The organism is Chryseobacterium taeanense (assembly GCF_900099685.1).
Taxonomy (GTDB): Bacteria; Bacteroidota; Bacteroidia; order Flavobacteriales; family Weeksellaceae; genus Chryseobacterium; species Chryseobacterium taeanense.
The window spans coordinates 404,919-422,690 of sequence record NZ_FNDW01000001.1; the positions used below are offsets into that span (position 1 = coordinate 404,919).

Consider the following 17,772-nt stretch of genomic DNA (forward strand, 5'->3'; position numbering starts at 1 on the left):
ATTAATATAGTTCAAATATTCATTTACTGTGTTAAATTACTGTTAACCCAAATGCCTCTATATTAGCCGAAAGGAAAATTTACTGAATGAAAAATTTCAATATTAAGGCGGTTTTATTTCTAAATTATTTTGTTTTTGCGATTCTTTTGAATTCGGTTGGAACAGTGATTTTGCAGGTACAGCAAAACTTCGGAATTTCGAAATCCGGAGCAAGTGTTCTGGAAGGTTTTAAAGATTTACCGATTGCCATTTGTTCATTCATTTTAGCTTCGTTTTTACCCAAAATAGGGATCAAAAGGTCAATGCTGACAGCTTTACTTCTGGTGAGCTGTATGTGTTTTGTGATGCCTTTTGCCAACGATTTCTGGTTTTTTAAAGTATTATTTACCATCGTCGGAATTTCTTTCGCTTTAATTAAAATTTCTGTTTTCACCTCCATCGGATTGGTGACGGATACAGATAAGGAACATTCAAGCTTTATGGGTTATCTGGAAGGTTTTTTCATGATTGGCGTATTAATGGGAAATGTTTTATTCAGCTTATTTATAGATGACCATAATCCAAGATCAACCCATTGGCTGAATGTATATTGGGTCTTGGGAGGAATTTCCGCGCTTTCTTTCCTGTTTTTATTCTTTACAAAATTAGACGAGCACGAGGCAAAAAGTGAAAAAACAGATCTGCTTGGCGATTTGAGAAATAGTGTAGGTCTTTTCAGCTATAAAAAAGTATTGTTCTTTTTATTATGCGCTTTCCTTTTTGTTTTAGTTGAACAAAGCTTCCAGACATGGACTCCTACTTTTTACAAAGAAATTCTAAAAGTTCCGACTTCCATGAGCATCCAGGCGGGAGCTGTTTTGGCGGGGGCCTTTGCGTTGGGAAGATTTTTATCCGGATTTTTCTCGAAGAAATTCAGCTGGATTTATGTTGTCTCTTTTTGTGTGGTGGGATTCGCGATAAGTATTTTACTGGTCTTACCGTTGACAAAAAATATTCATATTGACACCCATGCAACCTGGCTGAATGCTCCGCTCGTGGTGTACTTATTTCCATTAATGGGTGGGTTGCTGGCACCGATTTATCCAAGTATCAATTCAGTGATTCTGGCATCAATTCCGAAATATTTGCATAGTGCCATGTCGGGTCTCATCGTTGTTTTCTCCGCAATTGGCGGAACGATAGGCTCCATCATTACAGGCTTTGTATTTCAGGAATTTAGTGGTCAACAAGCATTTTACCTTTCATTAATTCCGCTTTCATTGTTGATTGTTTCAGCAATTATTATGAATCACCTAAAAATAAATCCTAAAAAATAAATGAACAAACAATTATATATAGAAGATATTCAGTCACTTTTTGATGATGTTCAGCGATCGAAGATTTTTGAAGATCAGAAGATGATGACTGATGCCGTTCCGCTGTTTCCGGTTAGACAAATCAATACGGAATATGAAAATCAGAAAAAGTTGAATGGATTTAATCTGAAAGAATTTGTGTTATCAAACTTCGACTTTTTGAGCACTAAAATTTCAATCCAAAGAGAAACCCTTTTGCCTATTGATGAACATATCGAAAAACTTTGGGATGAGCTGACCAGAACATCCTATGAAGAAAAAGGTACTTTACTGAAGCTTCCGAAACCTTATATAGTTCCTGGTGGCCGTTTTAATGAATTTTTTTACTGGGACAGCTATTTTATTATGTTGGGACTGAAGGTTTGCGGAAGAGTGGAAATGATGGAAAATATTATTGAAAACTGCTCTTATCTGATTCAGAATTTCGGATTTGTCCCAAATGGTAGCCGGACTCATTTTTTAAGCCGTTCCCAGCCTCCTTATTTCTCTTTGATGCTCGATTTGCTGTGTGAAACAACGCAAGAAGAAAATATTTATGTCAGATATCATGATACACTGGAAAAAGAATATGCATTCTGGATGAACGGGATCGAAAAACTTGAAAAAGGGAAAAGTATAAAAAGAGTGGTAAAGACCATTGATGGAGATATTCTAAATAGGTATTATGATGCAGAGAACGAGCCGCGTCCTGAAAGTTATTTAATTGATATTGAAGACAAGGAAAATGCAGGCGAAGAATTTTACAGAAATATCAGGAGCGCCTGCGAATCGGGTTGGGATTTTTCCAGCAGATGGTTTGCAGACGGAGAAAAAATACAGACTATTGAAATATTAAATCTTACAGAAGTTGATCTTAATTGCCTTCTGTGGCATCTGGAAAAAACATTGGCAAAATCTTCAAAACTTCAGAATATCGCTGAAAAGGAAGATTATTATTCTGGAAGAGCAGCAAGCCGAAGACAAATGATAAACAAGTATTTCTGGGATCAAAATTCCGGGATATATAAAGATTATCACACAAAAAAAAACACAACAACTTCGTCTGAACATATTGCTGCTCTTTATCCTTTATTTCTTGGTTTAGCATCACCGGAGCAGGCGAAATCTGTTGCAGAACATATTGAGCAGAAGTTTCTTTTTACGGGAGGATTGGTAACGACGACAAAGAATACCGGCCAACAGTGGGATTTTCCCAACGCATGGGCGCCTTATCAATGGCTTGGCTTTAAAGCGATGAAAAATTACGGTTTTGATGATATCGCTGAAAGAATTAAAAATAATTGGTGTGCGAATGTAGAAAGAGTTTATCATAATACAGGAAAATTAATGGAAAAATATAATGCCGTAGATACGGAAACCATTGCTGGAGGCGGAGAATACCCTAACCAGGATGGATTCGGATGGACTAATGGCGTTTATCTCATATTAAAAAACAACTAAAAAAATAACTATAAAAATCATTTGGCTATGAAAAAAAAATCGATCATTTTATTTGCCGGGATTGCAACGCTTTATTTCAATAATGCGTACGCTCAGGAAACTCCAAAAGATTCTACAAGATCTGCATCAATCGAACAGGTTGTAATTACCGGTAACTCGAATCCGAAAAAGAAAATAGAATCCAGTACGGCGATTTCTACTTTTACCGCAAAAGAAATTCAGAAACAAAACCCGATCAGTGCTGCTGCATTGCTGCAGAGAGTGCCTGGTTTTGCGGTAGAAACGTCTGGTGGTGAAGTAGGGAACAACCTTTTTGCAAGAGGTATTCCTTCTGCGGGTGCTTATGAATTTGTACAGGTTCAGGAAGACGGTCTTCCTGTTTTTGAAGACGGCGCATTACAGTTTGCCAATGCCGATAATTTCTTCCGTGTCGATAATTCGGTAAGCCGACTGGAAGCGCTGAGAGGAGGCTCAGGTTCTATTTTTGCGAATAATTCGCCGGGAGGTCTAATTAACTTTATCACCAAAGAAGGCGGTAATGTTTTCAGAGGGACTGCAAAACTCGAAACCAGCACTTACGGATTGATGCGTACAGATGTGAACCTTGGCGGAGCATTGGTTAAGGATAAATTATTCTTCAACGTCGGAGGTTTTTACAGAACGGATGACGGAATCCGGAAAACGGGATTTAAAGCCAATCAGGGTGGACAAATCAGGATGAATCTGAAATATGTTTTCGATAAAGGATATGCTAAAATCTATTATAAAAAGCTGGACGACAGAAATACATTCTTCCTTCCGATTCCTTTGGTTCAGAATGGAAATGATCTGAAAGAGTTTTCCGGTTTTGATGCCAATTACGGAACGTACAGCTACAGAAATATCAGTCATCTGAATATTCCACAAGTGGGAGGTGGTTTTTTCAGCAGAAATCTAGAAGATGGAATTCATCCGAAGGTGGATGTTCTGGGTGCGGAATTCAAATATGATCTTGGGAATAATTTCTCTGTTTTAAACAAAACGAGATATACAGATATCAATATGAATTATACAGGGATTTTTCCTGCAGGTGGACCTCAAAGTGCGGCTGATTTTGCCAAAGGAGCGGGAATTGCCGGAAATACATTCCAGTATTCTTTGGTAAGCAACGGAGCTGTTGTAAATCCTGCCTATGTTCAGAAATTAGGATTCTGGGCAATCGACAAACAGATGAACAATTTTGTAAACGATTTACAGTTCAATTATAAATTTGATAAAGGAAATGTAACCGCAGGTTTCTACAAATCTAACTGGAAGTCTCATCAATACTGGAACTGGAGCAATATTTTAACTACAGCCTCAGACAAACCGGAATTGTTGAATTTAGTAGATACTTCATTAATACCAAGCAGTATTGATTATTCTAAAACCTACAATGGGGTTACCAATATGTCGTTCCTGTTAAGGGATTCTCAGATTCAGGGAAGTCTGAATGACCTTTATCTGAATGTAGATTACAATATTACAGATGATCTGAGTTTCAACGGAGGAATCCGCTACAGCCGTGATTTCTATAAAGGTTACGGAGTCAATACAACAAGTGGAAATCTTAACAATTCTGGATTAACTACAGATGGAACACATGGCTTTGACACGACAACAGCAGATGATAATATGTCTGTTTTAGGGAATAAATATACCTATTGGAATTTTGATGTGAATAAAGTTTCTTTCACAACGGCTCTGAATTATAAAATAAATACAGAAAATGCCGTGTATGCACGTTTTTCCAATGGGTTCAGATCTCCTAATGAAGAAGCGTATTACAACAATATGAATAATTTATCCGTTGTAAAGCCGGTGACCACCAATCAGCTGGAAGTTGGTTATAAATACTATTCGAGAACATTTGATGTAGCGGTAATTCCGTTCTATTCTACATTGAAAAACCTTTCATTTACGGATGTGTATTCAGACGGAAGCTCAGAAAACAAATTTGCAAATACGACGAACTTAGGCGTTGAATTGGAAGGATACGCAAGATTGTTCAATAATATGTTTGAAGTGACTTTCAATGGAACAATCCAAAATCCGAAATATAAAGATTTCACCGGAAGAAATGCTGACGGATCAACATTCAATTACGATGATAATACCGTGAGAAGAATGCCGAAATTCTACTTCAATATTTCTCCGGCGGTAAATATTACGAAAGAATGGAGGGCTTATGTAAGCATGAATTATTATGGAAAACGTTTCCAGGATGAGAAAAATGCGCAGACATTACCGTCTTTCTCGGAATTTGGAGCAGGAACTTCTTATCAATTGGGAAAAATCCGTTTTGCAGTCGACGGAACGAATATTTTCAACACCATTGGCATCACAGAAGGCGATCCGAGAGCGGGATCTCCATCAGGTGACGGAATTATTATGGCAAGACCGATTATGGGTGCAGCGGTAAGAGCCTCCATTACATTGGATTTCTAAAATTACTTTTTCATAAAATGTTAAACCGTCAGGAATTTTTTTGGCGGTTTTTTTTAATAGAAATGACCAAATACATCTTACATTTATTTAAAACAACCCTGTTTGTACTTAAATACGATTTACATTTGTTTAAAACAATAGTGTTTGTAACCAAATACATCTTACATTGATTTGAAATACCCCTGTTTGTAACCAAATGCGATTTACATTTATTTAAAACAACCTTGTTTGTAACTAAATACAATTTATATTACTAAAAAGCTGGCTTGATGTTACTTAAAAAACGGATTGTATTCTTTTTCAAACCCAATAGTTGTAGGATTTCCATGGCCTGAAAAAACCTTTGTTTCGGGATCAAGGATGAACAGTTTTGTTCTGATTCCTTCAATTAGCTGATCGTAATTTCCTTTAAAAAGATCGGTTCTTCCGATGCTTCCTTCAAAAAGTACGTCGCCTGAAATCATGAATTTCTGTTTCTCATTATGGTACACCACGCTTCCGGGAGAGTGTCCGGGCACATGATAGATTTTGAATTTCTCACCGTCGAGTTCCAGTTCTTCATTTCCTTTGATGTACCGGATGTCTGCCTCGATATGATTGAGATTCATGCCGAACCGCATTCCGCTGATCTGAAACATATCAAGAACTTCTTTATCATCCTGATGCATCAGTACGGGAACTTTAAACGTATCTGAAGCCCATTGGAGTCCAAGAATGTGGTCGATATGAGCGTGTGTTAAAAGAGTGTTTACGATTTTCAATTCCTTTTCACGGATAAAATTTCCGATAGCTAGGGTTTCCTCTTCGCTCATGTTTCCGGGATCAATCAGCCAGGCATTTTTATTTTCATTATAAAGAATGTATGTGTTTTCACTCGCAAAGTTGAAAACGAAACCTTGAATCTGAAGCATATTCTGAATGTTTTTATGCAAACAAAAGTAGGAACAAAAGTTCTGGTTTGAAATATTTCCCTTACATTTTTTCCAATTAAAATAATCTTAAAACAGATTTTATACTGCCCAAAATCCTGATTTTTATTTATCTTCGTCATAATGAAAACTTTGCGACTACTTTTATTTACTCTTAGCGGTTTTGTTTTTGGACAGAATATCCAAAGCATTCAGCTGTTTAATCCACAGACCAACGATGAAACACCGGTAATTTATGCTAATCAGCAGCTGGTGCTTAGCTTCGACGATCTTACCAATTCCAGCCAGATTTACAGATATACCCTCAAACATTACAACAGAAACTGGGAAGACGACAACCTTTTCTTTACGGAATTTGCTACAGGAAGTTTAAACGGTTTGCTGGATAGCTTTCAGTATTCATTCAATACTCTTCAGTCTTATACGCATTATAAGCTAAATTTTCCGAACGATAAAATTCAGCTTAAAATATCCGGGAATTTTGAAATTATTGTCTATAAAGATTCTGCAGACAAACCACTGTTCAAACGCAGATTTTATGTCGTAGAAAATGCAGCCACGCTGGCGGTGGGCGTTTCGCGGTATGCTGATGCAAGAAATCCTGATGCCAACCAAAGGGTAGAAGTGAAAGCTGTTTCTGCAGGTGGGAATCTTTCTTCTAATGTAAATTCCATGACGCTGAATGTGATGCAGAATAATAACCCAAATGTTACTGTGAATAATTTAAAGCCAAGCACAACATTGGGAAATCAGTTGCTGTTTCAGCAATTGTCTTTGGTTTTCCCGGGAAATAATGAGTTTTATTATTTTGATAATAAAAATATGAATATGGCCGCGGATATGGTGCGCGCCACTGAAGTGAAAGACGGAGTGAATAATACCTATCTTCATCCGGTTTGGGCTTTTCCTCTGAATTATCAATATCAGCCTGATGTGAATGGAGCCTGGTATTACAGACGAAATGATCTGGGAAGAGAGAGGGATGTAGAAAGGGAAGCAGATTATTCGTGGGTGTATTTCTCACTGGATTCTGATCCTGTTGATAAAGAAATCTATGTACTGGGTGGTTTTAATGATTTCAAACCAAGCAAAGAAAACCAGATGCAATATGATGCGGAAGGAAAAAAATATGTTGCCAGAATATATATGAAACAGGGTTTTTACAACTATATTCTTGCTACAAAAAATCCTGACGGTAGCCTGAATTTCGGAGAAGTGAACGGTAACTTCTGGCAAACGGAAAATCTCTATCAGGCATTTTTATATTACGCTCCGTTCGGGAGAAATTATGATGGACTGATGGGATATGGCGAATTCCGGACACCGGTGAGGTAGAGTGGGCTTGAGAGTTTCGGATTTTTAGGGTATTAGTGTTTTTAGAGTATTAAGATTAGATATAAGGAGTTTAGAATCTCGTAACAAAAAAACCTTACAAATAAATCTGCAAGGTTTAATATAATAATAGTCTGGAATTTTATTTTCTGAATATCGCTGTTACAAAAAGCGTTTCATCGTTTTCAAAGACATAATGAATATTGACCGGAAAATCTTCCATCGAACGGATGCTAATCTCCGAGAGTTTTTCTGCACTTCGGGCAATGTCGTTAATGGATGTTTTAAGATCATCCAGAAAGTTCTCTCCTTTCTGTTTGTTTTCGGCGCTGAAAACCCTCACAAGAAGTCTTATGTCATTTTTTGCAATAGAAGAAAGAAGGATTTTCATTTATGCACAATACTTTTTCAGCTCTGAAATATTTTCATAAAAATCCAGTTTGGTGGAAGGATTTTCATTGTGAAATTGTATTCTGTATAAAATTTCATCTAAATGAAATTGTGAAATTGCCGGTCTGTTCTTTTCTTCAAAGCTTTCCATCATTTTTGCAAAAGCTTCCAAAGCATCAGGACTGAAGTTTTCAATCTTATTTTTTAAAATTTCTGCAGTTGCGTTCATCATTTTTAATTTTTTAGGTTGATGATCTTCTTTTTGATGGGGTAAAGGTAGTAAAAATATTTAATTTTTAAAATATTATATTAAAAATTAAGGGGTGTAATTTATTTTTTTAAAACTTTTTTAAAGTGTTTGTGTTTTTTTTGAGGGGGTGATTTTGATTTTTCTAATTTTGACTAAAAAAATAACCTCCGTTTCCGAAGGTTTATTATATTTTACACTAAATAAAATTCATTAAGCTTTTCCTCGCATAATATTTTAACGACATCAATCCATCGGTCTTCATCATTCAGACAGGGGATATAATGGAAATTCTCGCCACCTGCACTTGTAAACTGGTGCTTGCCTTCCACTGAAATTTCTTCAAGCGTCTCAAGGCAGTCGGAAACGAAAGCCGGACAAACCACAGCCAGATTTTTAATTCCTTTTTTAGGAATAGTTTCAAATGTTTCATCGGTGTAAGGTTCAATCCATTTATCTTTTCCAAGCCTCGACTGGAACGAAACGATGACCTTTTCTTTAGGCAGGTTGAGTTTCTCTATTACTGTTTCAGTAGTTTTAAAACACTGATGGCGATAGCAAAACTGATGACTTGGATTATTTTCTCTTGAGCAGCAGTCATTAAGATTGCATGTCTTTGTAGGATCTGTCTTGAAAATATGTCTCTCAGGAACTCCATGATAAGAGAACTGTAGTGCATCAAAATTCTCCGGAAGTTTTTCACGGATGCTTTCTGCAAGGCAGTTGATGTAGATCTCACGGTTATAGAACGGCTGGATATAATTGATTTTTATTCCCGGGAATTTCTGTTTTCTCACTTCTTCCGCTTTTTCAATCACGGTTTCTGTTGTGCTCATTGCATACTGCGGATACAAAGGGAAAAGGACGATTTCAGAAACACCTTTTTCAACAAGGTTTCGGATTCCTGTTTCTATACTCGGCTCTGCATATCTCATTCCGATTTCTACGGGAACGTCAACGACTTTTTGTAGCTTTTTCTGAATTTTTTCTGTAATGACGATAAGCGGAGAACCTTCGTCGGTCCACACCGTCTTATAAGCTTCGGCAGATTTTGGCGGACGTGTTTTCAGGATAATTCCCTGAACGAGCAACGCTCGGAAAATCCATCGGTAATCGATCACTTTTTCATCCATCAGGAACTCGTCGAGATATTCCTTTACGTCTTTTACGTCCGTAGACCTTGGTGAACCGAGATTTACCAGTAAAATCCCTTTCTTAGAGTGCTGCGATTCTTTATACAAGATTTTTTCTTTTAAAAGTTTATTATTCTTTCTGTGAGATTCTCAATTCCTTTTCTTTTACCCGTTTACGGCCTCTACGCGTTCTACCAGATCCGGAACGAATTGTTTTAAAATATTTTCAATTCCGTTTTTAAGAGTAGCAGTAGAGCTTGGGCAGCCAGAGCATGCTCCTTGTAAAAGCATTTTGGCAGTTTTATTTTCCTGATCGTATTCCATGAGGGAGATTTTTCCGCCATCGTTTTCTACAGCAGGAGCAACGTATTCATTCAGGATATCGGAAATTTTCTGCTCGTCTTCCGTATAGTCTCTGTTGATAATTTTTTCTACCGGATTTTCATGTTTCTGCGCTTCAATATTGGAAATTTCACCTCCGTTCTGAAGATACTCGGCGATCAGAGCGCGTACCGTCATCATTACCTGATGCCATTCTACGGAATCATCTTTGGTCACTGCCACGAAATTATCAGAAATGAAAACTTCTTTGGCAAAATCAAATTCTTTAAAAACAGCCTGCGCCAAAGGAACGCCTTCTGCGGCATCTCTTGATTTTACTTCCACAAAACCTTCCAGCAATAATTTATTAGCAACGAACTTCATTACATTCGGATTCGGAGTCATTTCCGCATAGATCTGGTACAGCTCTTTCTTCTTCTGAAGATAAAGTCTTGGATTGGCAAGAAGCTCATCTTCAATTACATTCTTCAGACTTTCTGCTACGTGTTCCCATTCTACCGTATCTTGTTTAGCAACCGCTACAAAATTTGCCGTTACAAAAATTCTTTCCACAAAAGGATAATTGAAAAGTTCCTGAGCCAAAGGAATTTCTGAAATATCTGAATCTCTGTCCAACTCAAGCGACCCGGGAATCAGGTTGTAATCCGCTACGAATTTCATCACTTTTGGGTTTTCAGTAGGCTCTATAAGTATAGTATGCATTTTTTCTTTAAATTTGAGATACAAAAATACGCAATTAGAAGTTAGAAGCTAAGGGTTGGGAGTTAGATTTTTGCTATCAGCATGATTTAAAAATGATGAACAGCAGAATTTAGTTTTCAACTTCGCTTATAATCAAATTTTCAAATTAAACATATGGCACTTATAAAAGAACTTTTAGGAAAAGCACCACAGATAGGAGAGGGTACCTTTTTAGCAGAAACAGCTACGATTATCGGAGACGTTACCATGGGAACTGAATGCAGTATATGGTACAATGCGGTGATAAGAGGAGATGTTCATTATATTAAAATGGGAAATAAAGTGAACGTTCAGGACAATGCAATGTTGCACTGTACGTATCAGAAACACCCTTTAAATATAGGGAATAATGTTTCCATCGGTCATAATGCGATCGTTCATGGCTGTACGATTAAAGATAATGTACTGATCGGCATGGGTGCAATTGTAATGGATGATTGTCTTGTTGAGGAGAATTCTATTGTCGGTGCCGGTTCGGTAGTTACACAGGGAACACATATAAAATCCGGTGAAGTCTGGGGCGGGGTGCCGGCAAAAAAAATAAAGGATATCAGTTCTCAATTATTGGAAGGCGAGGTAAACAGAATTGCGGATAATTATGTAAAATACTCTTCCTGGTATAAAGAAAATGTAAAATACGTAGAAGGATAATAAGGTCAATTGTGAATGGTGAATTTATGAAGATAAAGTAAATTTACAATTCACCATTGACTTAAAACTTATAAAAAAATCTTGCTTCATAGAGCAAGATTTTTTTATAAGTTTTAAGAATTCACCAATTCGGCTTTTCCCTTTATGCATTTAATTGAAGTTGGCGGAATGATCATCATGCAGTCTGATACGATTCCGTACTTCTGATTGAATGCTTTTACTTTTTCGGTGTAGTCATTTATTTTTGGGAGAATCGAAGTTTCCAATTTTTTGGGATAAGCGATATACATTTGAGGCCCGCCGCAAGCTTTGGTACCCATTGGGGCAAACGTCCATTCGGCGGCATTTGTACATTTTTCTTTGGCTATTTCCGATTCTATAGATGCTTTTAATTTATCAAGCTGAGCCTGATCGTATTTCTGACTGCTTTCATCGGCAGGTCTTTCTGAAATGTCTTTTGGGAGATTTGCATCTATATTTTTTGTTGAAGAACATGAGGCTGTGAACAGCGCTGCACATAAGATCAATACAGGGATTTTCATAAGTTGTTTTGTCTCGTTATGTTGAAGAATTTTCAAAAGTTGTGCCAAGGTAAGGATTTGAATTTCATTTTCCGTAATTTTGACGATGATGAATAATCATTTTTTTGACTTAATAGAACATACCAACAGAAGCGTATTTTTAACGGGAAAAGCCGGAACTGGAAAGACCACTTTTCTTAATGATTTTGTAAAACGCACCCATAAAAAACACATTGTCGTTGCACCCACCGGAATTGCAGCGATCAATGCGGGAGGTGTTACCATTCACTCGATGTTTGGGCTTCCGTTACGGACTTTTCTTCCGACAACAGAGAGAATTGATACCAGTCTGGCAAATAATATTGCCGATCTGATGCCGCATTTCAAATACCGTAAAGATAAACTGAAACTTTTACGAGAAGTAGAAATCATTATTATTGATGAGGTTTCCATGTTGCGCGCAGATGTTTTGGATATGATGGATTTTTCACTAAGGTTTATCCGAAGAAATAACCAGCGTTTTGGTGGTGTACAGATGTTGTTTATCGGCGATCTATACCAGCTTCCGCCGGTAGTGAGAGATGAACATATCTTAAAGATGTATTATAATTCACCGTTCTTTTTTGATAGTCATGCCATTAAGGAAATTCCACTAATTACCATCGAGCTGACAAAAGTCTACCGTCAGTCTGATGAAAATTTTCTGGCCTTATTGAACGCGATCCGTGACGGAGATGTTGATAATATTGATTTTGAGCATTTAAACGAAAGATATGATCCTGATTTTAATATGGGAGATGAGCCTTACGTTTACCTCTGTTCACATAATAAAATGGCGGATGACATCAATCAGGAAAAACTTGATGAATTAAAAGTAAGCTCAAAAACATACGAGGCTAAACTTTTCGGCGAATTTAGAGAAAATCAATTTCCGAATGAACAGTTTTTAGATTTAAAAATAGGAGCTCAGATTATGTTCATCCGCAACGATATTTCCGGAGAGAAGAAATATTTTAACGGGAAACTGGGCGAAATTTCCGCGCTGGATGAAAATGAAATTAAAGTGATCCTTGACGGCAGCGAACGGGAAATTACAGTGAAAAGAGAAGTCTGGGAACAAAAGAAATATTTTCTTGATACCGATAAAAACATCAAAGAAGAAGTATTGGGAAGTTTTGAACAGTTTCCGATAAAACTGGCTTGGGCAGTTACCATCCATAAAAGTCAGGGGCTTACTTTTGACAGGGTGATTATTGATGCCGGGAAAAGTTTTACGGCCGGACAGGTGTACGTGGCGTTATCACGTTGCCGCACGCTGGAAGGAATTGTATTAAAATCTAAAATTACGCCTGAAGTTATTTTTAAAGACAACAGGATCCTGCATTTTCATTCAGACACGGTTGCTAATCATAAGGTTGAAGCTATTTTGAATAATGAAAAATATGATTACAGCATCAGAAAAGTACTTCGTACGGTAGATTCTCAATGGCTTTTGAAAGAGGTGGAAGACTGGAATAAGCTCTCGGTAGCGACGAAAAGTCTCGATCATCTTAAGACAAAGCAACTGTATAACCATATAAAACCTGAAATTGTAAACTTAGGAAAGATCTTCGAAAAATTAGAAAGGGTAATTTCTCAAAAGGTTAATAATTTTATCGAACAGAAAGAAGAATGGTCGGAAATTGAAAGCAAAACGAAAGGAGCGGTTAATTTCTTTTTTACCGGGATCAGGGATAAAGTTTTCAGTCCGCTGAAAGATTTTTATGCTGAAATTAAAGGCACGAAAGGTTTAAAGCAGTACAATGAAGAATTCAGAGTCTGGCTGGAAGATATTGAAGAATATTTGAATAGTTTAAAAGAAATTCATCTGCTGGAAACGAAGCTTCTTGATGAAAAAAACAACCAGGAAGTAAGTATGAAAATTGCTAAAGTTCCGTCTCAGGTTCTCACATTCCAGTTATTTGAACAGGGAAAAACCATTGCTGAGATTGCTTTGGAAAGAGGCTTGGTGAAAGAAACCGTGATCGGACATTTGGCAAAATTTGCCGAGCAGGGACTGCTGGATATTTCAAGGGTGATTACTTCTGATAAAATTAAAGCTTTTGAAAATGTATTTAAATCTGATCCTAAAGAAACGTTGACAGAATGGAAAAATGCACTGCCTAATGATTTTGAGTTTAATGAAATCAGGATTCTGATCAATCATTTTAATTATCTGAAAGAGAAAGCAAAGCTATAGAAATTTAAATATCTAGCGATAGATAATTTTTGTATTTTTATAATTAAATACTAATTATTATGAAATATTTATTTACTTTTTTTCTTTTATTATTCTTGCATTCTGATAAAAAGGATGATTTTAATTATAATATATTAATTGGTTCCTGGTCCCAGGATTTTTTCGCCAATACTACTTCAACAGGAATTTTTACCTTTAAAAAAGACAGTACAGCAACCCTGGAAATGAGAAATGGAAAAACCAAAGCGCTGATTGGCGGTATGCAGGGAACTTATAAGATTGAAAAGTCTAATAAAATCATTAAAATTACAATGTTTGGCCAGGAAAAATCTTTTGATATTGAAGAACTTAACAACGATTATATTGTGCTTCAGAATAAAAGAGATCTCAAACAGAAGATGAGTTTTAAGCGCTTTAAAGATTAAAATGAGTTAATAATAAGAAGTTTAATTTTATCATTGTAAAAATTCTTCCCATAGCTTTTCCCTGAATTCATCGATAAGCCTTATCAATTACAAAAAGTAACTAATGCGAATAATAAGTTTTAAATTTGTTCGGTTTTAAAGACCTAAAATTTAAAATTATGCAAAACTTTGAAATATCCGTGCTGGATCTTGCGCCCGTAAAACAGGAAAAGACCATTCACGACACTTTTCAGGACAGTTTGTCGTTGGCAAATCATACTGAAAATCTTGATTATAAAAGATTCTGGCTTGCTGAGCATCACAATATGGAAAGCATTGCCAGTTCGGCAACTTCAGTTCTTATCGGATTTATCGCCAACGGAACCAAAAAAATCAGAGTAGGATCGGGAGGAATCATGCTTCCTAATCACAGTTCATTAGTTATTGCCGAACAATTCGGAACTCTGGAATCACTTTTTCCGGGAAGAATTGATCTCGGGTTGGGCAGAGCCCCCGGAACGGATGGGCTGACGGCGCAGGCGTTGGGAAGAAATCCGGCGATCATTAATCAGCAGTTTCCAAGACAGATTCTGGAATTGCAGAAATATTTCTCGAAAGAAAACCGTGATGCTTTGGTTCGCGCCATCCCGGGAGAAGGACTCGATATTCCTTTATACATATTGGGATCAAGTACAGACAGTGCGTTTTTGGCCGCTGAATTTGGACTACCGTATGCGTTTGCCGGACATTTTGCTCCTGAGCAAATGGAAATGGCTTTCAATATCTACAGACAAAACTTTGAAACTTCAGAATATTGTACTGAACCATACATTATTGCGTGCATAAATGGGGTTGCTGCAGAAACATCCGAAGAAGCTCATAAAATGTCTACCACATTGTTCCAGGCGTTTATCAATATTATCCGAAACGACAGAAAACCTTTTGCCCCGCCGGTCGATACGATGGATGAGATATGGTCGCCCATGGAAAAATCAATGGTTTTACAGAAATTGCGCTATACACTCATCGGAGATCAATCTGAAATTGAAGAGCAGCTAAAAAGCTTCCAGGAGAAATTTAATGTCAATGAAATGATGATTAATTCTCATATTTACGACCATCAGAAAAGACTCGATTCTTACACGATTTTCAGAAAAGCGAAGGATGCTGTACTCAAATCATAACAAACCCTTATCATAATTGGGAGATGCTTATTTTATGAGTATCTTTGCGAAAATTTAAAGTAAAAATGTCTGAAATTAAATTAAATACTATTCCGGAAGCTATTGAAGATCTTAAAAATGGTAAGATCATCATAGTAGTAGATGATGAAGACAGAGAGAATGAAGGTGACTTTCTTTGTGCTGCTGAGCTAACGACACCTGAGATTATTAATTTTATGGCTCTTCACGGAAGAGGCTTGATCTGTATGCCGCTTCCCGAAAAAAGATGCGATGAGCTTGGACTTGAAGTGATGGTAAGCCGCAGCAGCGATCCTAAAGAGACCGCCTTCACGGTATCCGTTGATCTTCTAGGAAATGGTACTTCTACAGGGATTTCTGCCAGTGACAGAGCTAAAACCATTTTGGCTTTGATGGATGAAAAATCCAAACCTACCGATTTTATGCGTCCCGGACATATTTTCCCGCTTCGTGCCAGAAAAGGAGGGGTTTTAAAAAGAGCCGGTCATACGGAAGCTGCCATTGATCTTACTTGCCTTGCAGGATTAAAAGAAGGTGGTGTGATTTGTGAAATTATGAATGAAGACGGTTCTATGTCACGTTTGCCGGAACTTCATGCTTTTGCGCAGAAGCACGATATGAAAATTGTTTCTATTGAAGATCTGATTCATTATCAGCTTAAAAAAGGAAACCTTATCGATAGAATTGAGGAAAGGAAGGTGAAAACTGCTTACGGAGATTACGATTTTTATGCCTTTAGAGAGACTTCAAATGATCAGATTCATTTTGCTTTAACGAAAGGTTCATGGACGGTTGATGAGCCTGTTTTGGTTAGGGTTCAGTCTTCAGATTCCTATTTTGATGTATTGACAAGATTAAATAACGGTGAAAAACCTTTGCTTGAAAAAGTAACCAATATGGTGAATGAAGCAGGAAAAGGAGCAATTATTTTTATTAATAATGTTTCTAATTCTGAAAACACCTTAAGAAAGCTTCAGCAGTTCCTGAATTATCAGGATGGGCAGGTTCAGCATCCGACGTTGGCATACAATTACAGAGATTACGGGATTGGAACTCAGATTCTGAAAAATCTTGGAATTAATAAATTTAAAGTTATCACTCAAAATACCAATATTAAACCTCAGGTTGGCGGTTATGATGTTGAGGTAACGGAGATGGTGCAGCTTTAAAAGTGAATGATGAATGGTCAATGCGCTGTGCTTGTCAATTTTTCCATCAGCTTAAATTGGTAGTTTGCCTTAAAAAATCAGTGAAGTAATCAATTATAGCTTATTTTATAAAGGCTAATTTTAAAATTGATTACTCACTTGTGAAGCAAAATTCACTATTGACAATAAAAAATGGCTTGAGAATTTCTCAAGCCATTTTTATTTCTTCAAAACTCCTGAATCCGTTCAGAAAATCTTTAACATTCATTCTTTTCTTTCCCTCGAGCTGTAATTCCAGAGGATAATAAATTCCGTCTTTGGTGTAAATTTTAAATTCACTTTTTGAAATATCCAACGTTCCGGCAGGCTTATCATGATTTGAAACTTCAAATTTACCACCGAAAATTTTCAGTCCTTTTTCTTCCTCTCCAATTTTCAATGTCGTAAAGGCGGCAGGATAAGGCGACATTCCCAAAATAAACTGATGTAATTCTTTTGACGTTTTTGTCCACTCTATTCTGGTATCTTCTTTAAATATTTTATAGGCATTTTTAGGATGCTCAACCTGTGGCTGAGGCCTTTCTGTAATGGTATTTTCCGCTAATCCGTCAAGCGTTTTTACGACGAGTTTGGCTCCCATTTCCATCAACCGGTCGTGAAGGCTTCCCGCATTTTCATTCGGTAAAATAGCTAACTCTTCCTGTAAAAGAATATTTCCTTCATCAATTTTTTCATTAATAAAAAATGTTGTTGCCCCAGTTTTTTCTTCTCCGTTGATAACAGCATAATTAATAGGAGCGGCTCCACGGTAATCCGGGAGTAGCGATGCATGAAGGTTGAAAGTTCCCATCTTCGGCATTTCAAACAATACTTTCGGCATCATTCTGAAAGCAACTACGACAAAAACATCGGCATCCAGCTTTCTCAGTTCTTCCAGAAATTCGGGATTTCTTAATTTTTCGGGTTGAAAAACAGGGATATTATTTTCTACGGCAAAAATTTTCACAGGAGACTGGTTGATTTTTTGTCCGCGCCCGCTGGCTTTATCGGCTACAGTTACAACTCCTATAACTTCATGACGAGACTGATGAATGGCTTCCAAAGAAGTCTTTGCAAACTCCGGAGTGCCTAAAAAAACGACTTTCAATGATTTCATAGTACAAAGATAAGGTCTTTATTAAAGGATTGAAAGATTTAAAAAATTAAATAAAATATTATCCATTACTCATTAT

16 protein-coding genes are annotated in these 17,772 nt (G+C 36.9%); 9 read left to right on the forward strand and 7 right to left on the reverse strand.

Features of this window, described 5'->3' with window-relative positions:
• Positions 1 to 86: 86 nt before the first annotated feature.
• Genes BLR30_RS01855 through BLR30_RS01865 form a run of 3 tightly spaced genes read left to right on the forward strand, consistent with a single transcriptional unit; the run spans position 87 to position 5,261 of the window.
• Positions 87 to 1,316 (forward strand): MFS transporter, encoded by a 1,230-nt coding sequence (locus BLR30_RS01855; protein WP_089853852.1) that lies wholly within the window; start codon positions 87 to 89, stop codon positions 1,314 to 1,316.
• On the forward strand, positions 1,317 to 2,795 hold the full coding sequence (locus BLR30_RS01860) for a trehalase family glycosidase (protein WP_089853855.1): 1,479 nt from the start codon (positions 1,317 to 1,319) through the stop codon (positions 2,793 to 2,795).
• 27 nt (positions 2,796 to 2,822) lie between these two features.
• The gene (locus tag BLR30_RS01865) at positions 2,823 to 5,261 is read left to right on the forward strand and encodes a TonB-dependent receptor (RefSeq protein ID WP_089853858.1); all 2,439 of its coding nucleotides are present in this window, start codon (positions 2,823 to 2,825) and stop codon (positions 5,259 to 5,261) included.
• Positions 5,262 to 5,533: 272 nt separating this feature from the next.
• On the opposite strand, the gene BLR30_RS01870 is transcribed toward BLR30_RS01865, so the two are convergent.
• Positions 5,534 to 6,172, reverse strand: a complete 639-nt coding sequence (locus tag BLR30_RS01870; protein WP_089853861.1) for an MBL fold metallo-hydrolase — start codon at positions 6,170 to 6,172, stop codon at positions 5,534 to 5,536.
• Between the two features lie 141 nt (positions 6,173 to 6,313).
• Between BLR30_RS01870 and BLR30_RS01875 the strand changes: the two genes are divergently transcribed.
• A complete protein-coding gene (locus tag BLR30_RS01875; protein ID WP_089853864.1) occupies positions 6,314 to 7,525 on the forward strand; it encodes a type IX secretion system plug protein in 1,212 nt (403 codons plus the stop codon).
• A gap of 139 nt (positions 7,526 to 7,664) precedes the next feature.
• On the opposite strand, the gene BLR30_RS01880 is transcribed toward BLR30_RS01875, so the two are convergent.
• The 4 genes from BLR30_RS01880 to BLR30_RS01895 form a co-directional block, all read right to left on the reverse strand.
• A complete protein-coding gene (locus BLR30_RS01880; RefSeq protein WP_089853867.1) occupies positions 7,665 to 7,913 on the reverse strand; it encodes a hypothetical protein in 249 nt (82 codons plus the stop codon).
• Positions 7,914 to 8,144 carry a hypothetical protein gene (locus BLR30_RS01885; RefSeq protein WP_089853870.1) on the reverse strand — a complete coding sequence of 77 codons (231 nt, stop codon included), beginning with the start codon at positions 8,142 to 8,144 and terminating at the stop codon, positions 7,914 to 7,916. It abuts the gene before it with no gap.
• Between the two features lie 209 nt (positions 8,145 to 8,353).
• Positions 8,354 to 9,400 carry a ferrochelatase gene (gene hemH / locus BLR30_RS01890; protein WP_394332363.1) on the reverse strand — a complete coding sequence of 349 codons (1,047 nt, stop codon included), beginning with the start codon at positions 9,398 to 9,400 and terminating at the stop codon, positions 8,354 to 8,356.
• A gap of 57 nt (positions 9,401 to 9,457) precedes the next feature.
• Positions 9,458 to 10,336 carry a NifU family protein gene (locus BLR30_RS01895; RefSeq protein WP_089853876.1) on the reverse strand — a complete coding sequence of 293 codons (879 nt, stop codon included), beginning with the start codon at positions 10,334 to 10,336 and terminating at the stop codon, positions 9,458 to 9,460.
• A 153-nt stretch (positions 10,337 to 10,489) separates the two neighbouring features.
• On the opposite strand from BLR30_RS01895, the gene BLR30_RS01900 reads away from it, so the two are divergent.
• Positions 10,490 to 11,026, forward strand: coding sequence for a gamma carbonic anhydrase family protein (locus BLR30_RS01900; protein WP_089853879.1), 537 nt, complete (start codon positions 10,490 to 10,492; stop codon positions 11,024 to 11,026).
• 113 nt (positions 11,027 to 11,139) lie between these two features.
• Here BLR30_RS01900 and BLR30_RS01905 read toward each other — a convergent pair whose 3' ends face one another.
• Positions 11,140 to 11,568, reverse strand: coding sequence for an outer membrane protein assembly factor BamD (locus tag BLR30_RS01905; RefSeq protein WP_089853882.1), 429 nt, complete (start codon positions 11,566 to 11,568; stop codon positions 11,140 to 11,142).
• A gap of 88 nt (positions 11,569 to 11,656) precedes the next feature.
• Between BLR30_RS01905 and BLR30_RS01910 the strand changes: the two genes are divergently transcribed.
• The 4 genes from BLR30_RS01910 to ribB all read left to right on the forward strand — a co-directional run bounded on the left by BLR30_RS01910 (position 11,657) and on the right by ribB (position 16,561).
• Positions 11,657 to 13,786, forward strand: a complete 2,130-nt coding sequence (locus BLR30_RS01910; RefSeq protein WP_089854606.1) for a helix-turn-helix domain-containing protein — start codon at positions 11,657 to 11,659, stop codon at positions 13,784 to 13,786.
• Between the two features lie 59 nt (positions 13,787 to 13,845).
• Positions 13,846 to 14,211 carry a hypothetical protein gene (locus BLR30_RS01915; protein ID WP_089853885.1) on the forward strand — a complete coding sequence of 122 codons (366 nt, stop codon included), beginning with the start codon at positions 13,846 to 13,848 and terminating at the stop codon, positions 14,209 to 14,211.
• A gap of 158 nt (positions 14,212 to 14,369) precedes the next feature.
• Complete coding sequence (locus tag BLR30_RS01920; RefSeq protein ID WP_089853888.1) at positions 14,370 to 15,374, forward strand: LLM class flavin-dependent oxidoreductase; 1,005 nt, start codon at positions 14,370 to 14,372, stop codon at positions 15,372 to 15,374.
• A 65-nt stretch (positions 15,375 to 15,439) separates the two neighbouring features.
• Positions 15,440 to 16,561 carry a 3,4-dihydroxy-2-butanone-4-phosphate synthase gene (gene ribB / locus BLR30_RS01925; protein ID WP_089853891.1) on the forward strand — a complete coding sequence of 374 codons (1,122 nt, stop codon included), beginning with the start codon at positions 15,440 to 15,442 and terminating at the stop codon, positions 16,559 to 16,561.
• A 187-nt stretch (positions 16,562 to 16,748) separates the two neighbouring features.
• Here the strand turns inward: ribB and fmt are convergent, their stop codons facing one another.
• Positions 16,749 to 17,696 (reverse strand): methionyl-tRNA formyltransferase, encoded by a 948-nt coding sequence (gene fmt / locus BLR30_RS01930; RefSeq protein WP_089853894.1) that lies wholly within the window; start codon positions 17,694 to 17,696, stop codon positions 16,749 to 16,751.
• Between the last annotated feature and the right edge of the window lie 76 nt (positions 17,697 to 17,772).